Genomic DNA, 20,648 nt, shown 5'->3' with positions numbered 1-20,648 from the left:
AGCCCGTTTACGGCGCGATGTGCTCGCCGCACCCGTGCCGTCGGCGCTGTCCGTGGGCCGGAGTAGGCTCGAGGCATGGCAGACATCGACAGCAGGATCCCCCTGCCGGCGGTCGGGCACCGGCCCAAGGTCACGCGGACGGTGGCGCCCTTCGAGGTGGTCTCGGAGTACCAGCCCTCGGGCGACCAGCCGGCCGCGATCACGGAGATGGCGCGCCGCCTGGAAGCGGGGGAGAAGGACGTGGTGCTGCTGGGGGCCACCGGCACCGGCAAATCGGCGACCACCGCCTGGCTGATCGAGAAGGTGCAGCGGCCGACCCTGGTGATGGCGCACAACAAGACCCTCGCCGCGCAGCTGGCCAACGAGTTCCGGCAGCTGCTGCCGCACAACGCGGTGGAGTACTTCGTCTCGTACTACGACTACTACCAGCCGGAGGCCTACGTCCCGCAGACGGACACCTTCATCGAGAAGGACTCGTCCATCAACGACGAGGTGGAGCGGCTCCGGCACTCCGCCACCAATGCGCTGCTCACCCGGCGGGATGTCGTAGTGGTCTCCACCGTGTCCTGCATCTACGGTCTGGGCACCCCGGAGGAGTACGTGGACCGCATGGTCACCCTCTCGGTGGGGGAGGAGCACGACCGGGACTCGCTGCTCAAGCAGTTCGTGGGGATGCAGTACGCCCGGAACGACATGGCCTTCACCCGCGGCACCTTCCGCGTCCGCGGCGACACGGTGGAGATCATCCCGCAGTACGAAGAGCTCGCGCTGCGGATCGAGTTCTTCGGTGACGAGATCGACGCCCTCTACACCCTGCATCCGCTCACCGGCGAGGTGGTGCGCGAGGAGCAGACGGTGCACATCTTCCCGGCCAGCCACTACGTCGCCGGTCCGGAGCGGATGGCGCGGGCCATCGCCGACATCGAGGCGGAGCTGACCGGCAGGCTGGCCGAGCTGGAGTCCCAGGACAAGCTGCTGGAGGCGCAGCGGCTGAAGATGCGCACCGCCTACGACATCGAGATGATGCAGTCGATGGGCTTCACCAGCGGCATCGAGAACTACTCGCGGCACATCGACGGCCGCCCGGCCGGATCAGCGCCGAACTGCCTGCTGGACTACTTCCCGGAGGACTTCCTCCTGGTGATCGACGAGTCCCATGTCACGGTCCCGCAGATCGGCGCCATGTACGAGGGCGATATGTCCCGTAAGCGGACCCTGGTGGACCACGGCTTCCGGCTGCCCAGCGCCCTGGACAACCGTCCGCTGCGCTGGAGCGAGTTCCAGGAGCGGATCGGGCAGACGGTCTATCTTTCGGCGACCCCGGGCCGCTACGAGCTGGAACGCGCGAATGGCGTCGTCGAGCAGATCATCCGGCCCACCGGCCTGGTCGACCCGCAGGTCGTGGTCAAGCCCACCAAGGGGCAGATCGACGATCTGCTGCACGAGATCCGCCTCCGGGTGGACGCCGACGAGCGGGTCCTGGTGACCACGCTGACCAAGCGGATGGCCGAGGACCTCACCGACTACCTCCTGGAGCACGGCGTCCGTGTGCAGTACCTCCACTCGGACGTGGACACCCTGCGGCGGGTGGAACTGCTCAGCGAGCTGCGCGCGGGCGAGTTCGATGTGCTGGTGGGCATCAACCTGCTCCGTGAGGGCCTCGATCTGCCGGAGGTGAGCCTGGTGGCGATCCTGGACGCGGACAAGGAGGGGTTCCTGCGCTCGGCCACCTCGCTGATCCAGACCATCGGCCGTGCCGCGCGTAACCTCAACGGCCAGGTCCACATGTACGCGGACACGATGACCGACTCGATGCGCCAGGCGATCGACGAGACGAACCGCCGGCGGGAGAAGCAGATCGCGCACAATACCGAGCACGGCATCGATCCGCGCCCGCTGGTGAAGAAGATCGGCGATATCACCGAGCGGCTGCAACGGGAGGACGAGGACACCCGGGAGCTGCTCACCCAGTTCGACTTCGGCAAGGGCACCCGCGGCATCACCGGGGCTGTGGCGGCGCGCAAGGAAGGCAGCGCGGGGGCCCTGCGACCTCCGGCGGCGGATCTCGCCGAACTCATCGAGCAGCTAACCGAGCAGATGCACAACGCCGCCGCCGAACTGCAGTTCGAGCTGGCCGCGCGGCTGCGCGACGAACTGGCTGATCTGAAGCAGGAGCTGCGCCAGATGCACGCGGCCGGGCATGCCGAATAGGGTGCCGGGTCCCGCCGGGGGCGGTGTATGCTGGTGAATCGCGTGAGGGAGTATCCTCAACACGCTGTGCACGTCAGCACGCGGTCCGCTAAGGCACCGCCGGGCACAGCGGCCTTGAAGCCGCCGGTCGCGGCCCGAGGCGGAGAGACTCGCGACGAACCGTCGTACCCGTCTCTCACGAGAGGATCCCGCATATGGAGATCAACGCCCTGACCTGGGGCATCACGATCCTGGTCATCATCGGCCTGCTGGCCTTCGACTTCATCTTCCACGTCCGCAAGGCGCATATCCCCACCATCAAGGAAGCGGCCTACTGGTCCGCCTTCTACGTCGGGATCGCCCTGCTCTTCGGCCTGGTCTTCCTGCCGTTCGGCGATGTGGCGCATATGACCGAGTACTACGCCGGCTATGTCACCGAGAAGGCGCTCTCGGTGGACAACCTCTTCGTCTTCCTCGTCATCATCGCCAGCTTCAAGGTCCCGCGCGAGGATCAGCAGAAGGTCCTGCTCTTCGGCATCGTATTCGCGCTGATCGCCCGTACCGCCTTCATCCTTCTCGGCGCCGGGCTGATCAATGCCTGGAGCGACGTCTTCTACGTCTTCGGCATCATCCTGCTCCTCACGGCGGGGCAGCTGCTGAAGAAGGAACTCACCGGGGATGAGGGCAACGAGGCGGACAACTTCGTCATCCGCACCGCCAAGAAGTGGTTCAACACCACTGACTACTACGACGGCGACAAGCTGTTCACCAAGGTCAACGGCAAGCGAATGCTCACCCCGATGCTCCTGGTGATGGTCGCCATCGGCGGTACCGACATCCTGTTCGCGGTGGACTCCATCCCGGCCATCTACGGGCTGACGCAGGAGCCGTACATCGTCTTCACCGCCACCGCGTTCTCCCTCATGGGCCTGCGGCAGCTGTACTTCCTCATCGACGGCCTGCTGGACCGGCTCATCTACCTGTCCTACGGGTTGGCGATCATCCTGGGCTTCATCGGCGTGAAGCTCATGCTGCACGCCCTGCACGAGAACAACCTGCCGTTCGTCAACAACGGCGAGAACGTCCCGGTCGCCGAGGTCTCGACCGAACTCTCCCTGCTCGTCATCGTCGTCGTCCTGGCCATCACGGTGGTGGCCTCCCTGTACGCGCCGAAGGGCCGCGCCCTGCGGGCCATCCAGAACGCCTCCACCTACTCGCACCGCTATGTCCTGGCCCTCGGCGAGCATCCGGTACCGCAGGATCCCGAAGCCCCCGAGGCCGGGCCCCCGGCGCTGACCGCCGAGGACATTACACCGGAAGAGCGGGCCAAGCTCCAGGAGAAGTACGATTACTGGTCGGCGAAGGTCGCTGAGGTCCCGCAGAAGTACAAGGACGAGCTGATCGAGCACCACGACCGCTATGAGCGCCTCCTCCGGCAGGCCCACGGTCTGCGCTACGACGACGATTACCAGATCTAGCGAAGGAGGGCGATGGCGCGCACGCTTCCGCTCGTCCCGGAGGACCACGCCGACGCGGACACCTGCCTGGAGGTCTTCTCCGACTGGGTGCGGGAACAGGGCATGGAACTCTACCCCGCCCAGGAGGAGGCCATCATGGCGGTCCTCTCGGACGAGCACGCCATCGTCTCCACCCCCACCGGCTCCGGTAAGAGCATGATCGCGCTGGCGGCGCATCACTACGCCGTCAGCACCGGCCGCCGCAGCTATTACACGGCGCCGCTCAAGGCCCTCGTGAGCGAGAAGTTCTTCGCGCTCGTGGACGTCTTCGGGGCCGAGCAGGTCGGCATGGTCACCGGTGATTCCGCGGTGAACCCGGAAGCGCCCCTGATCTGCTGCACCGCTGAGGTGCTGGCCAATCACGCGCTGCGCGCCGGGCCGGGGGCGGGAGCGGACCAGGTCGTGATGGACGAGTTCCACTTCTTCGCCGATCCGCAGCGAGGCTGGGCCTGGCAGGTTCCGCTGATCGAGCTGACCGGCGCGCAGTTCGTGCTCATGTCCGCCACGCTGGGGGAGCTGAGCGGCATCATCACCCATCTGGAGCGGCGCACCGGCCGCGGGGTGTCCCTGATCTCGTCCGCCCAGCGCCCGGTCCCGCTCGACTACGAGTATTCGGAGGTGCCCCTGCAGGAGCGGCTCCAGGCGCTCCTGCAGGACGGCAAGGCACCGGTCTACGTCGTCGCCTTCGCGCAGGCCGAGGCGGTCCGCCTGGCGCAGTCGCTCACCTCCGCCGGGGTGAGCGACCGGGCCGCCCGCGACCGCATCGCCGAGGCCCTCGGAGACTTCCGCTTCAGCACCGGCTTCGGCAGGACCCTCTCCCGCCTGGTCAGGCACGGCATCGGCGTGCATCACGCCGGCATGCTGCCGCGCTACCGGCGTCTGGTGGAGCAACTGGCCCAGCAGGGACTGCTCACGGTGATCTGCGGCACGGACTCCCTAGGCGTCGGGATCAACGTGCCCATCCGCACCGTGCTGCTGACCGGCCTGACCAAGTATGACGGGGAGCGGACCCGGCACCTGAGCGCCCGGGAGTTCCATCAGATCGCCGGCCGCGCGGGCCGGGCCGGTTATGACGCGCGCGGCAGCGTCGTGCTGCAGGCGCCCGAGCACGTGATCGAGAACGCCAAGCTCCTGGCCAAGGCCGGGGACGCGAAGAAGCGCCGCAAGATCGTCAAGAAGAAGGCCCCGGAGGGCTTCGTGTCCTGGGGCCGGGGAAGCTTCGAGCGCCTGATCGAGGCCGAGCCGGAGCCCCTCGTGCCCCGGCTGCGGATGAGCCATGCGATGGTGCTGAATCTGCTGGCCAGGCCGGGCGCGACCGCCGGCACGGTGCGGGAGTTCATCGAATCCTCCCTGGAGCCGCGGCCGCGGCAGCTGGACCTCATGCTGCGCGCCATCGAGATCGGCCGGTCGCTGCTGGCGGCGGGCGTGCTGCGGGCGCAGCCGGACGGCGGCTTCCTCCTGGCGGAGAACCTGGGGGAGGACTTCGCCCTCAACCAGCCGCTCTCGCCCTTCGCCTTCGCCGCCTTCGCGCTCTTCGATCCGGGCGGCGACGAGGACGGGACGTCCCCGGGAACGGCTGGCCACGGCGAGCACGCGATGAACATCCTCTCCATCGTCGAGGCGATCGTCCCCGCCCCCGCGGTCATCCTGCGCGCCCAGCGCAAGGCGGCCCGGGACGAGGCGATGTCCGAGATGAAGGCCGAGGGCCTGGACTACGTGGAGCGGATGAACGCCCTGGAGGAGATCGGCTGGCCCGAGCCCAACGGCGATCTGCTGCGCGAGGCCTTCGACGCCTATGCCGCCGAGCACCCCTGGGTGCGCGACTGGGAACTGGAGCCCAAAGCCGTCGTCGCGGACATGGTCGCTCAGGGGATGTCCTTCCAGGACTTCATCTCCCGCTACCAGCTCGCCCGCTCCGAGGGCGCCGTGCTGCGGTACCTCAGCGACCTCTACCGCGCGCTGCGGCAGACGGTGCCGGCCGAGAGCCTGGACGAGGAGCTCCGGGACGTCATCGCCTGGCTGGGCGAGCTGGTCCGCCAGGTCGACTCGAGCCTGCTCGACGAGTGGGAGGCGCTGATGGCGCCGGACGGCGCGTCCCACCGGGCCGAAGCCACCGGTGGCGCCGCGCTCGCCCCGCCGCAGCGGCCTTTCAGTCAGAGCGGGCGCGCGTTCCTCAAAGCCGTGCGCAACGCGCTCTTCCAGCGGGTGCTGCTGGCCGAACGCGGCGACTACCGCACCCTGGGCGAACTCGACGCGGAGGCCGGCTGGACCGCCGAGACGTGGGAGGACGCGGTCGAACCGTACTTCGACGAGTATTCCCGGATGGACACCGGACCGGCGGCAAGGAGCATGGAATACCTGCACATCGAGAAGGGTTCCGAGCAGTGGCGGGTCCGCCAGGCCTTCGCCGATCCGGAGGACAACCGGGACTGGGCGATCGAGGCGGTGGTCGACCTTCCGGCCTCGGACCAGGCCGGGGAACCCGTGCTGCGGATCGAGCGCGTCGGCGCCTGAGGGCACCGTGCAGCACCGGGCACGGTGACTGTCCGTGCCCCGTTCTAGGATCGAGACGATCCCAGTGAAGAGACCAGCACGCAACGTACGATCGCGAAGGAAAGAGCGAACGACAGATGAACTCTCCCGTCCGCACGGCGCCCGGCGGCGTCTCGCACCTGGACACCATCGTGGTCCGCGGGGCGCGCGCACACAATCTCAAGAGTGTGGACCTTCAGCTGCCGCGCGACGCCATGATCGTCTTCACGGGTCTGTCCGGGTCCGGCAAGTCCTCGCTCGCCTTCGACACCATCTTCGCGGAGGGGCAGCGCCGCTATGTCGAGTCGCTGTCCTCCTATGCGCGGATGTTCCTCGGCCAGATGGACAAGCCGGACGTGGACCTCATCGAGGGACTCTCCCCGGCGGTGTCGATCGATCAGAAGTCCACCAGCAGGAACCCGCGCTCGACCGTCGGCACCATCACCGAGGTGCACGACTACCTCCGTCTGCTGTGGGCGCGCGTCGGCATCCCGCACTGCCCGGTCTGCGGGGAACGGATCACCAGGCAGACGCCGCAGCAGATCGTGGACCAACTGCTGGCGCTGCCCGAACGGACCCGCTTCCAGGTGCTCGCCCCGCTGGTGCGGCAGCGCAAGGGGGAGTTCCAGGATCTCTTCGCCGAGCTGCAGGCCAAGGGCTACGCCCGGGCCGTGGTGGACGGCGAGCTCGTGCAGCTCTCGGATCCGCCGTCGCTGGCCAAGCAGTACAAGCACACGATCTCGGTGGTGGTGGACCGGCTCGCGGTCAAGGACGGCATCCGGCGGCGCCTGACGGACTCCGTGGAGACGGCGCTGGGCCTGGCCGGGGGCCGGCTCGACGTCGACTTCGTCGACCTGGACCACGACGATCCGGGACGGACCCGGACGTTCTCGGAGCACATGTCGTGCCCGAACGAGCACCCCATCGGGCTGGACGAGATCGAGCCGCGCTCGTTCTCCTTCAACTCGCCCTTCGGCGCCTGCCCGGAGTGCTCGGGCATCGGCGTGAAGCTCGAGGTCGACGAGACCCTCGTGGTCCCCGACGACGACCTGACCCTGGGCGAGGGAGCCATCGTCCCGTGGTCCCGGGGGCAGCAGTGGAAGAACTACTTCCTGCGCCTACTCCAGGGGCTGGGCAACGACGTCGGCTTCGATCTGAACACCCCGTGGAAGGATCTGAGCGCCAAGGCGCGCCGCACCATCCTGCACGGCAAGGACTACAAGGTGCATGTGCAGTACCGGAACCGCTTCGGCCGGGAGCGCAGCTACACCACCGGCTTCGAGGGCGTCGTCCAGTACATCCACCGCAAGCACGCGGAGACCGAGTCGGATCACGCCCGGGAGCGCTACGAGTCCTATATGCGGGAGATCCCGTGCCCGGCCTGTGACGGTACCCGGCTGAAGCCCGAGGTGCTCGCGGTGAAGGTCGCCGGGCGGTCCATCGCGGACATCGGGCGGATGGCGCTCGACGAGGCGGCCGAGTTCATGAACGCGCTCGAGCTGTCTGCCCGCGATGCGGCCGTCGCCGCGCAGGTGCTCAAGGAGATCCACGCCAGGCTGGGCTTCCTCCTGGACGTCGGACTGGACTACCTGAGCCTGGATCGCCCAGCCGGATCGCTCTCCGGCGGTGAGGCGCAGCGCATCCGGCTGGCCACCCAGATCGGGTCCGGGCTGGTGGGCGTGCTCTACGTCCTGGACGAGCCCTCCATCGGGCTGCACCAGCGGGATAACAACCGGCTGATCGAGACGCTCGTGAAGTTGCGGGATCTGGGCAATACCCTCATCGTGGTGGAGCACGACGAGGACACCATCGCCCATGCCGACTGGATCGTGGACATCGGTCCCGGCGCGGGCGAGCACGGCGGTCGCGTCGTCTACTCCGGCCCCGCGGCGGGCCTGCCGGAGGCGGAGGAGTCCATCACGGGGGCCTACGTCTCCGGGCGCCGCAGGATCGAGCTGCCGGCGCGGCGCCGTCAGATCGACCCGGCCCGGATGATGCGCGTCGTGCGCGCCCGGGAGAATAACCTCAAGGACCTCGACGTGGACTTCCCGCTGGGCGTGTTCACCGTGGTCACCGGCGTCTCGGGCTCGGGGAAGTCGACGCTGGTCAACGACATCCTCTACACGGAGCTGGCCAACCGGCTCAACGGTGCCTCGCGGGTGCCGGGCCGGCACAAGACGATCACCGGCCTGGAGGACCTCGACAAAGTCGTGCACGTGGACCAGTCGCCGATCGGGCGCACCCCGCGCTCCAATCCGGCCACGTACACCGGGGTCTTCGATCACATCCGCAAGCTGTTCGCCGAGACGACAGAGGCCAAGATGCGCGGGTATCAGCCAGGGCGCTTCTCCTTCAACGTCAAGGGGGGTCGCTGCGAGGAATGCCAGGGCGACGGCACCCTGAAGATCGAGATGAACTTCCTGCCGGACGTGTATGTGCCCTGCGAGGTGTGCCACGGCGCCAGGTACAACCGCGAGACCCTCGAGGTGCACTTCAAGGGCAAGACCATCGCCGACGTCCTGGATATGCCGATCGAGGAGGCCAGCGAGTTCTTCGCTGCCGTGCCGGCCATCTCGCGGCACCTGAGCACCCTGATGGAGGTCGGCCTGGGTTATGTCCGCCTGGGGCAGCCGGCCACCACCCTCTCCGGCGGCGAGGCGCAGCGCGTCAAGCTCGCCGCCGAGCTCCAGCGGCGTTCCCGCGGCCGGACGGTGTACGTGCTGGACGAACCCACCACCGGCCTGCACTTCGAGGACATCCGGCGGCTGCTGTCCGTGCTGCAGTCCCTCGCCGACAAGGGCAACACCGTGATCGTGATCGAGCACAATCTCGACGTCATCGCCAATGCGGACTACCTCATCGACCTCGGCCCGGAGGGCGGCCGCGGCGGCGGCACCCTCGTGGCCACCGGTACGCCCGAAGAGGTCGCGCAGGTGGAGGAGAGCCACACCGGCCGCTACCTGCGGCCCGTGCTACAGCGGCACGACGAACTCGCCGAGCCCCTCGCCGCAGCGCGCAAGGGGGCCTGAACCACGACGATGAGTGAGCGATGAGCCATCCGCAGTCCTACCGGCCCAAGTCCGGGGAGGTGCCCACCGAACCGGGCGTCTACCGGTTCCTGGACCCGGACGGGCGGGTCGTCTACGTCGGCAAGGCGAAGAACCTCCGCGCCCGGCTGAACTCCTACTTCGCCAATCCGGCCGGTCTGCACCCCCGGACCTTCGCCATGGTGCACACCGCCTCCGCCGTGCAGTGGACGGTGGTGAACAGCGAGGTCGAGGCCCTTCAGCTGGAGTTCACCTGGATCAAGGAGTACGCGCCGCGGTTCAATGTGATGTTCCGGGACGACAAGTCCCACCCCTATCTGGCCTTCACCATGCAGGACGAGTACCCGCGGGCGATGATCACCCGCGGTGCCCGCAAACCGGGGACCGTGTACTTCGGGCCGTACACCAAGGTCTGGGCCATCCGGGAGACCCTCGACCTCCTGCTGAAGGCCTTCCCGGTGCGCACCTGCACGCCCACCGTGTTCCGCCGTGCCGAGCAGACCGGCCGGCCGTGCCTGCTCGGCTACATCGACAAGTGCGCCGCGCCCTGCGTGGGACGGGTCAGCGCCGAGGAACATCGCGAGCTCGCGCAGCAGGCGGTGGACTTCATGAACGGCGACGGCGCCGGCTTCATCGCTGAGCGCAAGGCGGCGATGGCCCGCGCCGCCGCCGACATGGACTACGAGCGCGCCGCGGTGCTGCGGGACGAGATCGAGGCGCTCACGACCGTGCTGGAGAAGAGCGCCGTCGTCCTGGACGTCCGCACCGACGCCGATGTCTTCGCCATGGCCGAGGACGAGATGCACGCCGCGGTGCAGGTGTTCCACGTCCGCCAGGGACGCATCCGCGGCGAGGCCGGCTGGATCGTCGACAAAGTCGACGATTCCCCGCCGGAGGTGCTCACGGAGGCCTACCTCCGCCAGGTCTACGGCGACGCCGAACCCGTGGCCGTGCCCCGTGAGATCCTGCTGGATACCCTCCCGGCGGACGCGGACACCATGACCGAGTTCCTGACCGCCAAGCGGGGCGGGCGGGTCGCCCTGCGCGTGCCGCAGCGCGGTGAGAAACGCGCCGTGCTGGACACCGTGAAGAAGAACGCGCAGGCCGCGCTCACCCTGCACGCCAGCCGCCGCGCCTCCGATCTGACCACGCGCAGCCAGGCGCTCGCCGAACTGCAGGAGCACCTGGACCTGCCGCAGGCGCCGCTGCGGATCGAATGCTACGACGTCTCGCACACTCAGGGCTCCGAGGTGGTCGCCTCCATGGTCGTCTTCGAGGACGGCCTGCCCAAGAAGCGCGAGTACCGCACCTTCGGCATCAGCGGCGACGCCGCCCGCGACGACACTTCCGCCATGTACGACGTGATCTCCCGCCGGTTCTCCCGGTACCTGGAGCAGAGCGCCCGCTCGCCGCAGGCGGCCAGCGGCGCGGTGACCGCCAGCGGCGCATCCGAGGAGGGCGAGGAACCCGCCCGGGGCGGGTTCTCCTACCCGCCCTCCCTCGTGGTGGTCGACGGCGCCCTGCCGCAGGTGCGCGCCGCCGAACGAGCGCTACAGGACCTCGGCATCCTCGACATCCGGGTGGCCGGCCTGGCCAAGCGGCTGGAGGAGCTCTGGGTGCCGGAGGACGACTACCCGCTCGTGCTGCCGCGGAACTCCGAGAGCCTCTTCCTGCTCCAGCGGCTCCGGGACGAGGCGCACCGCTTCGCCATCGCGTTCCACCGCAAGCGGCGTTCACGCGCGATGACGGGCGGCTCCGCGCTTGACGGCATCGCAGGGCTGGGGGAGACACGCCGGAAGGCCCTGCTGAAGACCTTCGGCTCGGTGAAGCGCCTGCGGCAGGCGAGCCCTGAGGAGATCGCCGGCGTCAAAGGCATCGGACCGGCCCTGGCGGAGAAGATCGCCGCCCATCTGCACCGGGATGGAACCTCAGCCGGATCGGATAAGTTATGAGGGTGACGACGCACCCGAAGCCGAAGGAGCCGAGGCGATGAGCGCCGAGCCGAAGGGCCAGACCCGTCCGGCGGGCCAGACCCGTCCGGCGGCCGCCGAGCCCAAGCACGGCGACTCGCAGGTGGAGGTCCTGCTGGTCTCGGGGATGTCCGGAGCCGGCCGCTCCACTGCGGCGAAGGTGCTGGAGGACCTCGGCTGGTACGTCGTCGACAACCTGCCGCCGGGCATGCTGCGCCCCATGGTCGAGCTGGTGGGCCGCGCCGATGGCGCCGTGCCCAAACTGGCGGTCGTGGTGGATGTCCGTGGCCAGAAGATCATGACGCAGATCAAGCAGTCACTGGCATCCTTCTGGGAGCAGGGCATCGCTTTCCGGGTGCTTTTCCTGGACGCCTCCGACGAGGTCCTGGTCCGCCGTTTCGAGTCCGTGCGGCGGCCGCATCCGCTCCAGGGCGACGGCCGGATCCTCGACGGGATCCTTGCCGAGCGGGAGCAGGTGCAGGCCATCCGCAGCCGCGCCGACCACATCATCGACACCTCCGACCTGAACGTCCACCAGCTCTCCGCCGCGGTGAAGGAGATCTTCGGCGACGAAGAGACCGCCAAGCTGCGGTTGCTGCTGCTGAGCTTCGGCTTCAAGTACGGCGCCCCGGTCGACGCCGACCACGTCGTCGACGTGCGGTTCCTGCCCAATCCGCACTGGGTGCCAGAGCTGCGTGCCCTCACGGGCAAAGAGCGGGCCGTCGCCGACTACGTGCTCGGCCAGCCCGGCGCCGGCACCTTCCTGGACCGCTACGTCGCGATGCTCGAACCCGTCCTGGAGGGCTATCTGCGAGAGCACCGCTCCTACGCCACCATCGCCATCGGCTGCACCGGCGGCAAGCACCGTTCCGTGGCCATGGCGGAGGCGCTCGCCGCGCGCCTGAGCGGCCTGCAGGATGTGCGCGTCTCGGTGCGGCACCGCGACGAAGGCAGGGAGTGATCAAGCATCCGCACGGAAGAAGTCCCCATTCTCCCGGCCCGGTCTCGTGATTCCTCCGGGCCCAAGATCGTCGCCTTCGGCGGCGGTCACGGCCTCTACGCCGCGCTCCGGGCGTTCCGGCTGCTGACCGAGCGGCTCACCGCGGTCGTCACGGTCGCCGACGACGGCGGGTCCTCCGGCCGGCTGCGCGAGGAATTCGGCACCCTGCCGCCGGGTGACCTGCGGATGGCGCTGGCCGCCCTCTGCGATGACGGCGAATGGGGCCGGACCTGGCGCGATGTGATCCAGCACCGGTTCTCCTCCGCGGGGGACCTGGGCGGGCACTCGGTGGGCAATCTGCTCATCACCGCACTGTGGGAGCTGCTGGACGATCATGTCGACGGCCTCGACTGGATGGCCCGGCTGCTGCGCGCCCACGGCCGGGTGCTGCCGATGTCCTCGGTGCCGCTGACGATCGAAGCGGATGTCAGCGGCCTGGACCCGGGCGACCCCGCCTTGACCTGGACGATCCGAGGGCAGTCCCGGGTAGCGGTGACGACCGGGCACGTGGAGCACGTGCGACTCGACCCGCCCCGCCCGCCGGCCCGGGAGGAGACCATCCAGTCGGTCCGGGAGGCGGATGTGCTCAACCTGGGTCCCGGCTCCTGGTACACCTCCGTCATGACTCACCTGCTGGTCCCGGATCTGCACGACGCCATCCGGGACTCCAGCGCGCTGAAGCTGCTCACGCTCAACGTGCACCCTGGGCGCGGTGAGACCAGGAACCTCAGCATGACGGCCCATCTGGAGTCCCTGCACCGGCATGCGCCAGAGCTGCGGGTTGACTGGATCTTGGCCGACGAGCGCATCGCCGACGAGGAACCGGGACTGGCAGAGACCGCGAACCGGTTGTTCGGGGCACGGCTGTGGCGCGGTAACTACGCGGTGGCCAACCGGCAGAAGCACGACAGCCTCAAGCTCGCGGCCGGCTACCGGGACGTGCTGATCGCGGAGGACATCGTGGTGGAAGAGCAGTGGTAGTAGAGAGGAACGGGTGACCATGTCGCTCACGGCTCAGGTAAAGGACGAGCTGGCCAGACTGCCCATCACGCGGATCTCGGCGCGCAAGGCGGAAGTATCCGCTGCGCTGCGGTTCTCCGACGGCCTGCACATCGTGGCCGGGCGGGTGGTGCTGGAGGCCGAGCTGGACACGGGCGCGGCCGCGCGGCGGCTGCGCGCGGAGATCAAGGAGCTGTTCAACCACAGCGCCGAGGTGCTCGTGATCAGCCGCAACGGCTTGAAGAAGGGCAACCGCTTCGTGGTCCGCGTGGTTGCCGAGGGCGAGGCACTGGCCCGCCAGACCGGTCTGATCGACGCCCGGGGCCGTCCCGTGCGGGGACTGCCGGCCGCGGTGGTGAACGGGTCGATCGCCGACGCCGAGGCGGTCTGGCGCGGCGCCTTCCTGGCGCACGGTTCGCTTACCGAACCGGGGCGTTCCTCGGCGCTGGAGGTCACGTGCCCCGGTCCCGAGGCGGCGCTGGCACTCGTCGGCGCGGCACGCCGGCTGAGCATCCCCGCCAAGGCGCGTGAGGTGCGCGGCGTGGACCGGGTGGTGATCCGCGACGGTGATGCGATCGCGGCGCTGCTGACCCGGATGGGCGCCCATGAGACCGTGCTGGTGTGGGAGGAAAGGCGGATGCGCCGTGAGGTGCGCGCCACCGCCAACCGCCTGGCGAACTTCGACGACGCCAATCTGCGCCGGTCCGCGCGGGCCGCTGTCGCCGCCGGGGCGCGGGTCGAACGCGCCCTGGAGATCCTCGGCGAGGACGTGCCGGAGCATCTGCGCTACGCCGGGCAGCTGCGGCTCAGCCACAAGCAGGCCTCACTGGAGGAACTCGGCCAGCTTGCCGATCCGCCCATGACGAAGGACGCGGTCGCCGGCCGCATCCGCCGCCTGCTGGCGATGGCGGACAAGAAAGCCGCCCAGGAGGGCCTCCCGGGCACGGAGGCGAACCTCACACCGGACATGCTCGACGGAAACTGATCGCCCGGCGGCTCTACACTGAAGGTACGGGCGCCTTCACGTAACGCCCGGCGCCCGCACGCTCCCAACGAGGCTCAATTGAGGAGATAGGCATGACCATTCGCGTGGGAATCAACGGACTGGGCAGGATCGGACGCGGTGTGCTCCGCCAGGTGCAGGAGCTGAAGGACATCGAGATCGTGGGGATCAACGACCTCACGGACAACGGGACATTGGCGCATCTGATCACGTACGACACCGTATGGGGGCGTTTCGGCTCGGACGTCTCCCATGACGACGAGTCGATCACCGTGGCGGGCACCCGCATCAGCACTAGCGCGGAGCGCAATCCGGCCGACATCCCCTGGAAGGAATGGGGCGCCGATGTGGTGATCGAGTCCACCGGCCGCTTCACCTCCAAGGACGCCGCTCAGGCGCACCTCGACGCCGGTGCCCGGCTGGTGGTGCTCTCAGCGCCCGGCAAGGGCGTCGACGGCACCTTCGTGGTCGGCGTGAACGCGGACAGCTTCGACCCGGCCGCGCACACCGTCATCTCGAACGCCTCCTGCACCACCAACTGCCTCGCGCCCATCGCCAAGGTACTCAACGACGGCATCGGCATCGTCGAGGGTCTCATGACGACCGTGCACGCCTACACCGGTGACCAGTCGCTCGTGGACGGCAACCACCGCGACCTCCGCCGGGCGCGGGCGGCCGCGCTCAACATCGTGCCCACCTCCACCGGCGCCGCCAAGGCCGTCGCGCAGGTTCTGCCGGAGCTGAAGGGCAAGCTGGACGGCCTGGCCCTCCGGGTGCCGACCCCGACCGGCTCCCTCGTGGACCTCACCTTCACCGCCGCGCGGGACGTCACGGTGGAGGATGTCAACGCCACCGTCCGGGCCGCCGCCGAGGGGGCCTTCAAGGGGATCATCGAATACACCGAGGATCCGATCGTGTCCTCGGACATCATCAAGAACGAGCACAGCGCGATCTTCGATTCACTGCTGACCAAGGTGATCGGCACCCGCACGGTCAAGGTTTTCGCCTGGTACGACAACGAGTGGGGCTACGCCCGCCGGCTGGTCGAGCTGGTCTCCACGGTCGGCGCCAGGCTCTGAGACGCCCCGCACGCATGCCACGAACGTAAGAGAGGGAGCATATCGCAAATGAGACGCCTCGACGATCCGCGGGCACTGGCAGGACAGCGAGTCCTGGTCCGCAGCGATCTCAATGTGCCGCTGTCCGAGGACGGCCGGATCACGGACGCCGGGCGGATCCGCGCCTCAGCGCCCACCATCCGGGCGCTGGCCGAGGCCGGTGCCACCGTGATCGTTGTGGCGCATCTGGGCCGGCCCAAGGGCGCCCCGGATCCCCGGTACTCCCTCGCGCCGGTCGTCCCGGCGTTGTCCAAGGCGATCGGCCGCGTGGTGCACTTCGAAGCCAGCCCGCTTGAGGACACCGCCAAGGTCGAGCAGGCAGTGGCCGGGCTGCAGCCGGGGGAGGTGCTGCTGCTGGAGAACCTGCGGTTCCATCCCGGTGAGACCTCCAAGGACGATGCCGAGCGGCTCGCCTTCGCCCGGCAGCTGGCGGCGCTGGCCGATGCCTTCGTCTCCGACGGTTTCGGCGTGGTGCATCGTAAGCAGGCCAGCGTCTACGACATCGCGACGCTGCTGCCCTCCTACGCCGGCGGCCTCGTCGCCCGCGAGGTCGAGGTCTGCGACCGCCTGCTGAAGAACCCCGAGCACCCCTACGCGGTGGTTCTGGGCGGCTCGAAGGTCTCGGACAAGCTCGGCGTGATCGCCAATCTGCTCTCCCGTGCCGATACGCTCGTCATCGGCGGCGGCATGGTCTACACCTTCCTGGCGGCACAGGGCCACCGGGTGGGCAAGAGCCTGCTGGAAGCGGACCAGATCGAGACCGTGCAGGGCTATCTGCACCAGGCTGAGAGCAGCGGCGTGCAAATCGTGCTGCCCACGGATATCGTGATGGCCGCGTCGTTCGCCGCCGATGCCGAGCACTGGGTGGTGCCGGTGGACTCCCTGGAGACGACGCCGGCCGGTGCCGACGCTCTGGGGCTGGACATCGGTCCCGAGTCCGCGCAGCGCTTCGCGAACGTCATCGCCGAGGCCCGCACGGTGTTCTGGAACGGGCCGATGGGCGTCTTCGAGTTCCCCGCCTTCGCGCAGGGCACCCGTGCCGTGGCGAATGCGCTCACCAGTCACGGCACCGACCGGCTCACCGTCNCCGTGGCGAATGCGCTCACCAGTCACGGCACCGACCGGCTCACCGTCGTCGGCGGCGGCGACTCGGCCGCGGCGGTGCGCGCGCTGGGCTTCGACGACGACCAGTTCGGTCACATCTCCACCGGCGGCGGTGCCAGCCTGGAGTATCTGGAAGGGAAGACCCTGCCGGGTCTGGACGTGCTGAAGGAGCGGGCATGAGCCGTACGCCGCTGATCGCGGGCAACTGGAAGATGAACAAGGACCATCTGGAGGCCATCGCCCTGGTGCAGAAGCTCGGCTGGGCGCTGGCCGACCTGAAGTGGGAGCCCGAGCAGGTCGAGGTCGCGGTGATCCCGCCGTTCACCGATCTGCGCAGCGTGCAGACGCTGGTCGCGGGGGACAAGCTGCAGCTGGTCTACGGCGCGCAGGATCTCTCCGCGCATGACGCGGGTGCGTACACCGGAGAGGTCTCCGGCGCGTTCCTGGCCCGGCTGGAGTGCAGCTATGTGCTGGTCGGCCACAGTGAGCGCCGGGAGTATCACGGCGAGGACGATGCGCTGCTGGCCGCCAAGCTCGCCGCCGCCTACCGGCACGGTCTCACCCCGGTCCTGTGCGTGGGGGAGGCGCTGGAAGCGCGACAGGCGGGTGAGCACGAGACCGTCACCCTGGCACAGCTCGAAGGCGCCATGAAGGACGTCCCGGCGGCGCAGGTGGCGCAGACCGTGATCGCCTACGAGCCCGTCTGGGCGATCGGCACCGGCGAGGTGGCCAGCCCTGAGGACGCCGGCGCCATGGCCACCACGATCCGCCGCTGGCTGGCCGGCCGGTACGACGCCCGCACCGCCGATGCGGTCCGCGTCCTCTACGGCGGCAGCGTCAAGTCCGGCACCATCGCGGAGATCATGGCCCAGGCCGACGTCGACGGGGGGCTCGTCGGCGGGGCCAGTCTCGACCCACAGGAGTTCGCCAAGCTCGTCGTCAACGCCAAAACCGCGTAGGATTGCTTGCGGCCCCCTCACACGTACAAAGGACCACAGTGGAAACACTCCGGATCACCCTGATCGTCGTCTTGATCCTGTCGAGCTTCTTTCTGACCATGCTCATCCTGATGCACAAGGGCAAGGGCGGTGGCATGTCGGATATGTTCGGCGGCGGTATGAGCTCGGCGCTCGGGTCCTCGGGCGTGGCCGAGCGCAATCTGAATCGCTTCACCGCCCTGGTCGCGGTCATCTGGACCGCCACGGTCGTGGTGCTGGGCCTGCTGGTCCGTTTCGCCTGAACCGGGGCGCGCCCGGGTAGGCCGGATCAGCCTTTGAGCACCCGCCCGTAGAAGTCGTCGCTGTCGATCAGCCGCAGCTCGGCCGTCAGCCGCTCGGTCCCCGAGGGGGTCGGCAGGCTGACCTGCCGTTCGCGCAGCCCCGGCTGGCGCAGCACCGCGAGGGAGTCCGAGACGCGTTCGAGCGTCGTGGTGCCGGCCGCCTCGCGGTGCAACTCCACCCGCAGCAGCCCGCAGTCGTCGGCCTTGGCCGGATCGATCCGCTCGAATCGCACAGAGCAGCCGAGGCACAACCGCAGCCAGCGCTGCATCAGACGGGCGCCGACGCTGCTGGGGTCCCCGTGCACGGTGGCCGCGGTGACCGGCGCGTAGGGCGGCAGATCCAGCGTCGCCGCCAGCTGCTGCCGCCAGTTCGTCAGCCTCGCCCAGGACATATCGGTGTCCCCGGGCTGGTAGAAGTCCTCGAGCACCTGGATCTGCTCGGCCACGCGCGTGCCGGTGCGGCCGGAGTGCTGGATGTCGGTGATCCGGCGCTGCGCGATCCGTCCGACGGGGGAGGAGGCGACGTCCGCGGGAGCGTCGAACGGCCACCACGCCACCACGGGCGCGTCCGGCAGCAGGAACGCCGCCACCAGCCCGTCATGCAGATGCGAGCTGGTCAGCTCGCCGTGGCAGCTGAGGATGATCACCTCGGAGGCTCCGGCATCGCCGCCCACCCGCAACTGGGCGTCGAGTCGCGTCGGCCGTTCGTGGGCGTCGGGACCGGCCGAGCCGATCACGATGACGCGGCACGGGTTGTCGCTGGAGGCTGCATTGGCCTGCGCGATGACCTGCTCGGCATCCGCCCGCGGACCCTCGACCGTCACGATCAGGGTGAGCACCCGTCCCAGCGCGACCACGCCGCCGACGTCTCTCAGCCGCACCAGCTCCTCGGCGATCTCCGCGGTCCCGGTGTCATGCAGATCGACGATCATGGGCGCCTCCAGCGGCGGCCGTCCGCGGTCATCAGGGCATCCGAGGACGCTGGTCCCCAGGATGCGGGCTTGTAACTCTCGGGGCGGCCCTGCGCGGACCAGTACTCCTCGATCGGGTCGAGGATCTGCCAGGATAGCTCGACCTCGCGCTGCCGGGGGAAAAGGGGCGGCTCGCCCAGCAGGACGTCCAGCAGCAGCCGTTCGTAGGCCTCGGGGGAGGCCTCCGTGAACGCGTGCCCGTAGCCGAAGTCCATCGTCACATCGCGCACCTGCATCTGCGAACCCGGGACCTTGGAGCCGAAGCGCATGGTGACGCCCTCATCGGGCTGGACGCGGATGACGACGGCATTCTGGCCGAGCTCCTGCGTCGCCGTCGACTCGAACGGAAGGTGCGGGGCGCGGGAGAAGACCACGGCGATCTCGGTCACCCGCCGGCCCAGCCGCTTGCCGGCGCGCAGATAGAACGGCACCCCGGCCCAGCGCCGGGTGTCGATGTCCAGGCGCATCGCCGCGAACGTCTCGGTGGTGGAGTCCGGGGCGATCCCGTCCTCCTGCAGGAAGCCGCGGACTTCGGCGGCGCCCTGGCGTCCGGCGCTGTACTGGCCGCGCGCGGTGTGCACGCCCAGATCCTCGGGTAGGCGGACGGCGGAGAGCACTTTCTCCTTCTCCAGCCGGAGATCCTCCGAGGCGAAGGAGACCGGCTCCTCCATCGCGGTGAGCGCCAGGAGCTGCAGCAGGTGGTTCTGGATCACGTCCCGGGCCGCGCCGATCCCGTCGTAGTAACCGGCACGGGACCCGATCCCGATGTCCTCGGCCATGGTGATCTGCACATGGTCGACGTAGTGGGCGTTCCAGATCGGCTCGAACATCTGGTTCGCGAAGCGCAGCGCCAGGATGTTCTGCACCGTCTCCTTGCCCAGGTAGTGGTCGATCCGGAAGATCGCATCGGAGGGGAAGACCCGCTCGATCACGGCGTTGAGCTCCTGCGCCGAAGCCAGATCGTGCCCGAAGGGCTTCTCGATCACGGCGCGCCGCCACTGATGCGGTTCCCGGGAGCGGGCCAGCCCGGCGTCGTCGAGCTGCTGGCAGACGGTGCCGAAATTGCGCGGCGGGATGGACAGGTAGAACGCGTAGTTCCCCGCGGTGCCGTGGGCCCGGTCCAGCTCCGCCAGGGCCTCGCGCAGCCGGCGGTAGGCTTCCGGATCGGCGAACTCGCCGCTGACGAACCGCAGCCCGGCGGAGAACTGCTCCCAGGCCTGATCCTCGAAACCGGTGCGGGAGTGGTCCCGGACCGCCTGCTGCACCTGCGCGGCGAAGTCCTCGTCGGACCAGTCGCGCCGGCCGAAGCCCAGCAGCGCGAATGCCGCCGGCAGCAGGCCCAGATGCGAGAGGTCGTAGAGCGCCGGGAGCAGCTTCTTGCGGGCCAGATCGCCGGTCACGCCGAACAGCACCAGCACGGAGGGGCCGGCGATGCGGCGGATGCGGCGGTCCTCGGGGGAGCGCAGCGGGTTCCGCACCACCCGGGGGCCCGCGGTGGCGGGCATCAGCGGCCCCCGAGAGCGGCGGCGATCTGCCGCAGCCCCTCGGCCCGGTCGTGCAGGTGGAAGCGCAGCACGGGGCGGCCGCGCTCGGCGAGGACCTGCGCATCGCCCTGCGCCTGCGCGAGTTGCAGGACGCCGAAGCTGAACGGCTGGTCCGGGATCACGAGATCGGCGCGGTTGGCGGCCGTGATCTGCAGGAAGACCCCGTTCTGGTGGCCGCCTTTGTGGTACTGGCCGGTGGAGTGCAGGAAGCGCGGCCCCCAGCCGAAGCTGGTCTGCAGCCCGGAGCGGCGGGCCGCCGCGGGCCGCAGCTCCTCGGCGGCCGCGTCGGCGAAGCGGTCCAGATACGCCTGGATCGCCAGGTACCCGTACTCGGGGGCCGCATGGAGCAGCGCGTCGATCGCCTCGTGCAGGGT

The 20,648-nt window shown here is 69.2% G+C and carries 14 protein-coding genes and 1 pseudogene; 12 read left to right on the top strand and 3 right to left on the bottom strand.

All coding sequences use genetic code 11. The annotated features are described in order from the left end of the window. Positions 1 to 75 precede the first annotated feature (75 nt). From uvrB to secG, 12 genes are all read left to right on the top strand, one after another. On the top strand, positions 76 to 2,211 hold the full coding sequence (gene uvrB, locus IEW13_RS16795) for an excinuclease ABC subunit UvrB (protein ID WP_188552066.1): 2,136 nt from the start codon (positions 76 to 78) through the stop codon (positions 2,209 to 2,211). 194 nt (positions 2,212 to 2,405) lie between these two features. Further along, on the top strand, positions 2,406 to 3,668 hold the full coding sequence (locus IEW13_RS16790) for a TerC family protein (protein ID WP_188552065.1): 1,263 nt from the start codon (positions 2,406 to 2,408) through the stop codon (positions 3,666 to 3,668). Positions 3,669 to 3,680: 12 nt separating this feature from the next. Further along, positions 3,681 to 6,221, top strand: coding sequence for a DEAD/DEAH box helicase (locus tag IEW13_RS16785; protein ID WP_188552064.1), 2,541 nt, complete (start codon positions 3,681 to 3,683; stop codon positions 6,219 to 6,221). A gap of 116 nt (positions 6,222 to 6,337) precedes the next feature. Further along, positions 6,338 to 9,268, top strand: a complete 2,931-nt coding sequence (gene uvrA, locus IEW13_RS16780; RefSeq protein WP_188552063.1) for an excinuclease ABC subunit UvrA — start codon at positions 6,338 to 6,340, stop codon at positions 9,266 to 9,268. A 20-nt stretch (positions 9,269 to 9,288) separates the two neighbouring features. Beyond that, a complete protein-coding gene (uvrC, locus tag IEW13_RS16775) occupies positions 9,289 to 11,238 on the top strand; it encodes an excinuclease ABC subunit UvrC (protein WP_188552062.1) in 1,950 nt (649 codons plus the stop codon). Positions 11,239 to 11,275: 37 nt separating this feature from the next. Then, positions 11,276 to 12,217 (top strand): RNase adapter RapZ, encoded by a 942-nt coding sequence (gene rapZ, locus IEW13_RS16770; RefSeq protein ID WP_188552061.1) that lies wholly within the window; start codon positions 11,276 to 11,278, stop codon positions 12,215 to 12,217. Between the two features lie 6 nt (positions 12,218 to 12,223). Then, a complete protein-coding gene (locus IEW13_RS16765; RefSeq protein ID WP_188552067.1) occupies positions 12,224 to 13,237 on the top strand; it encodes a gluconeogenesis factor YvcK family protein in 1,014 nt (337 codons plus the stop codon). Positions 13,238 to 13,256: 19 nt separating this feature from the next. Continuing rightward, complete coding sequence (gene whiA / locus IEW13_RS16760; RefSeq protein WP_188552060.1) at positions 13,257 to 14,240, top strand: DNA-binding protein WhiA; 984 nt, start codon at positions 13,257 to 13,259, stop codon at positions 14,238 to 14,240. A 92-nt stretch (positions 14,241 to 14,332) separates the two neighbouring features. Next, positions 14,333 to 15,337: a type I glyceraldehyde-3-phosphate dehydrogenase gene (gene gap, locus IEW13_RS16755; protein ID WP_188552059.1), complete on the top strand. Its 1,005-nt coding sequence runs from the start codon at positions 14,333 to 14,335 to the stop codon at positions 15,335 to 15,337. A 48-nt stretch (positions 15,338 to 15,385) separates the two neighbouring features. Continuing rightward, positions 15,386 to 16,660: a phosphoglycerate kinase gene (locus tag IEW13_RS16750; protein WP_188552058.1), complete on the top strand. Its 1,275-nt coding sequence runs from the start codon at positions 15,386 to 15,388 to the stop codon at positions 16,658 to 16,660. Continuing rightward, the gene (gene tpiA, locus IEW13_RS16745; protein WP_188552057.1) at positions 16,657 to 17,439 is read left to right on the top strand and encodes a triose-phosphate isomerase; all 783 of its coding nucleotides are present in this window, start codon (positions 16,657 to 16,659) and stop codon (positions 17,437 to 17,439) included. Before IEW13_RS16750 ends, tpiA begins: the two co-directional genes overlap by 4 nt. A 38-nt stretch (positions 17,440 to 17,477) precedes the next feature. Beyond that, positions 17,478 to 17,720, top strand: coding sequence for a preprotein translocase subunit SecG (secG, locus tag IEW13_RS16740; RefSeq protein ID WP_188552056.1), 243 nt, complete (start codon positions 17,478 to 17,480; stop codon positions 17,718 to 17,720). A gap of 26 nt (positions 17,721 to 17,746) precedes the next feature. Here the strand turns inward: secG and IEW13_RS16735 are convergent, their stop codons facing one another. From IEW13_RS16735 to IEW13_RS16725, 3 genes and pseudogenes are all read right to left on the bottom strand, one after another. Further along, a complete protein-coding gene (locus IEW13_RS16735) occupies positions 17,747 to 18,691 on the bottom strand; it encodes a glucose-6-phosphate dehydrogenase assembly protein OpcA (RefSeq protein WP_188552055.1) in 945 nt (314 codons plus the stop codon). Continuing rightward, positions 18,688 to 20,235: a glucose-6-phosphate dehydrogenase gene (zwf, locus tag IEW13_RS16730; protein ID WP_188552054.1), complete on the bottom strand. Its 1,548-nt coding sequence runs from the start codon at positions 20,233 to 20,235 to the stop codon at positions 18,688 to 18,690. The genes IEW13_RS16735 and zwf overlap by 4 nt, the downstream gene beginning before the upstream one ends. Continuing rightward, a pseudogene (locus IEW13_RS16725) lies at positions 20,235 to 20,648 on the bottom strand (glucose-6-phosphate isomerase); the annotation flags it as partial. The pseudogene IEW13_RS16725 and the gene zwf, both read right to left, overlap by 1 nt.

It is taken from the genome of Sediminivirga luteola (assembly GCF_014639315.1).
GTDB lineage: Bacteria > Actinomycetota > Actinomycetes > Actinomycetales > Brevibacteriaceae > Sediminivirga > Sediminivirga luteola.
The sequence above is the reverse complement of the archived record's forward strand: the minus strand, read 5'-3'. Positions and strand labels throughout refer to the sequence as shown.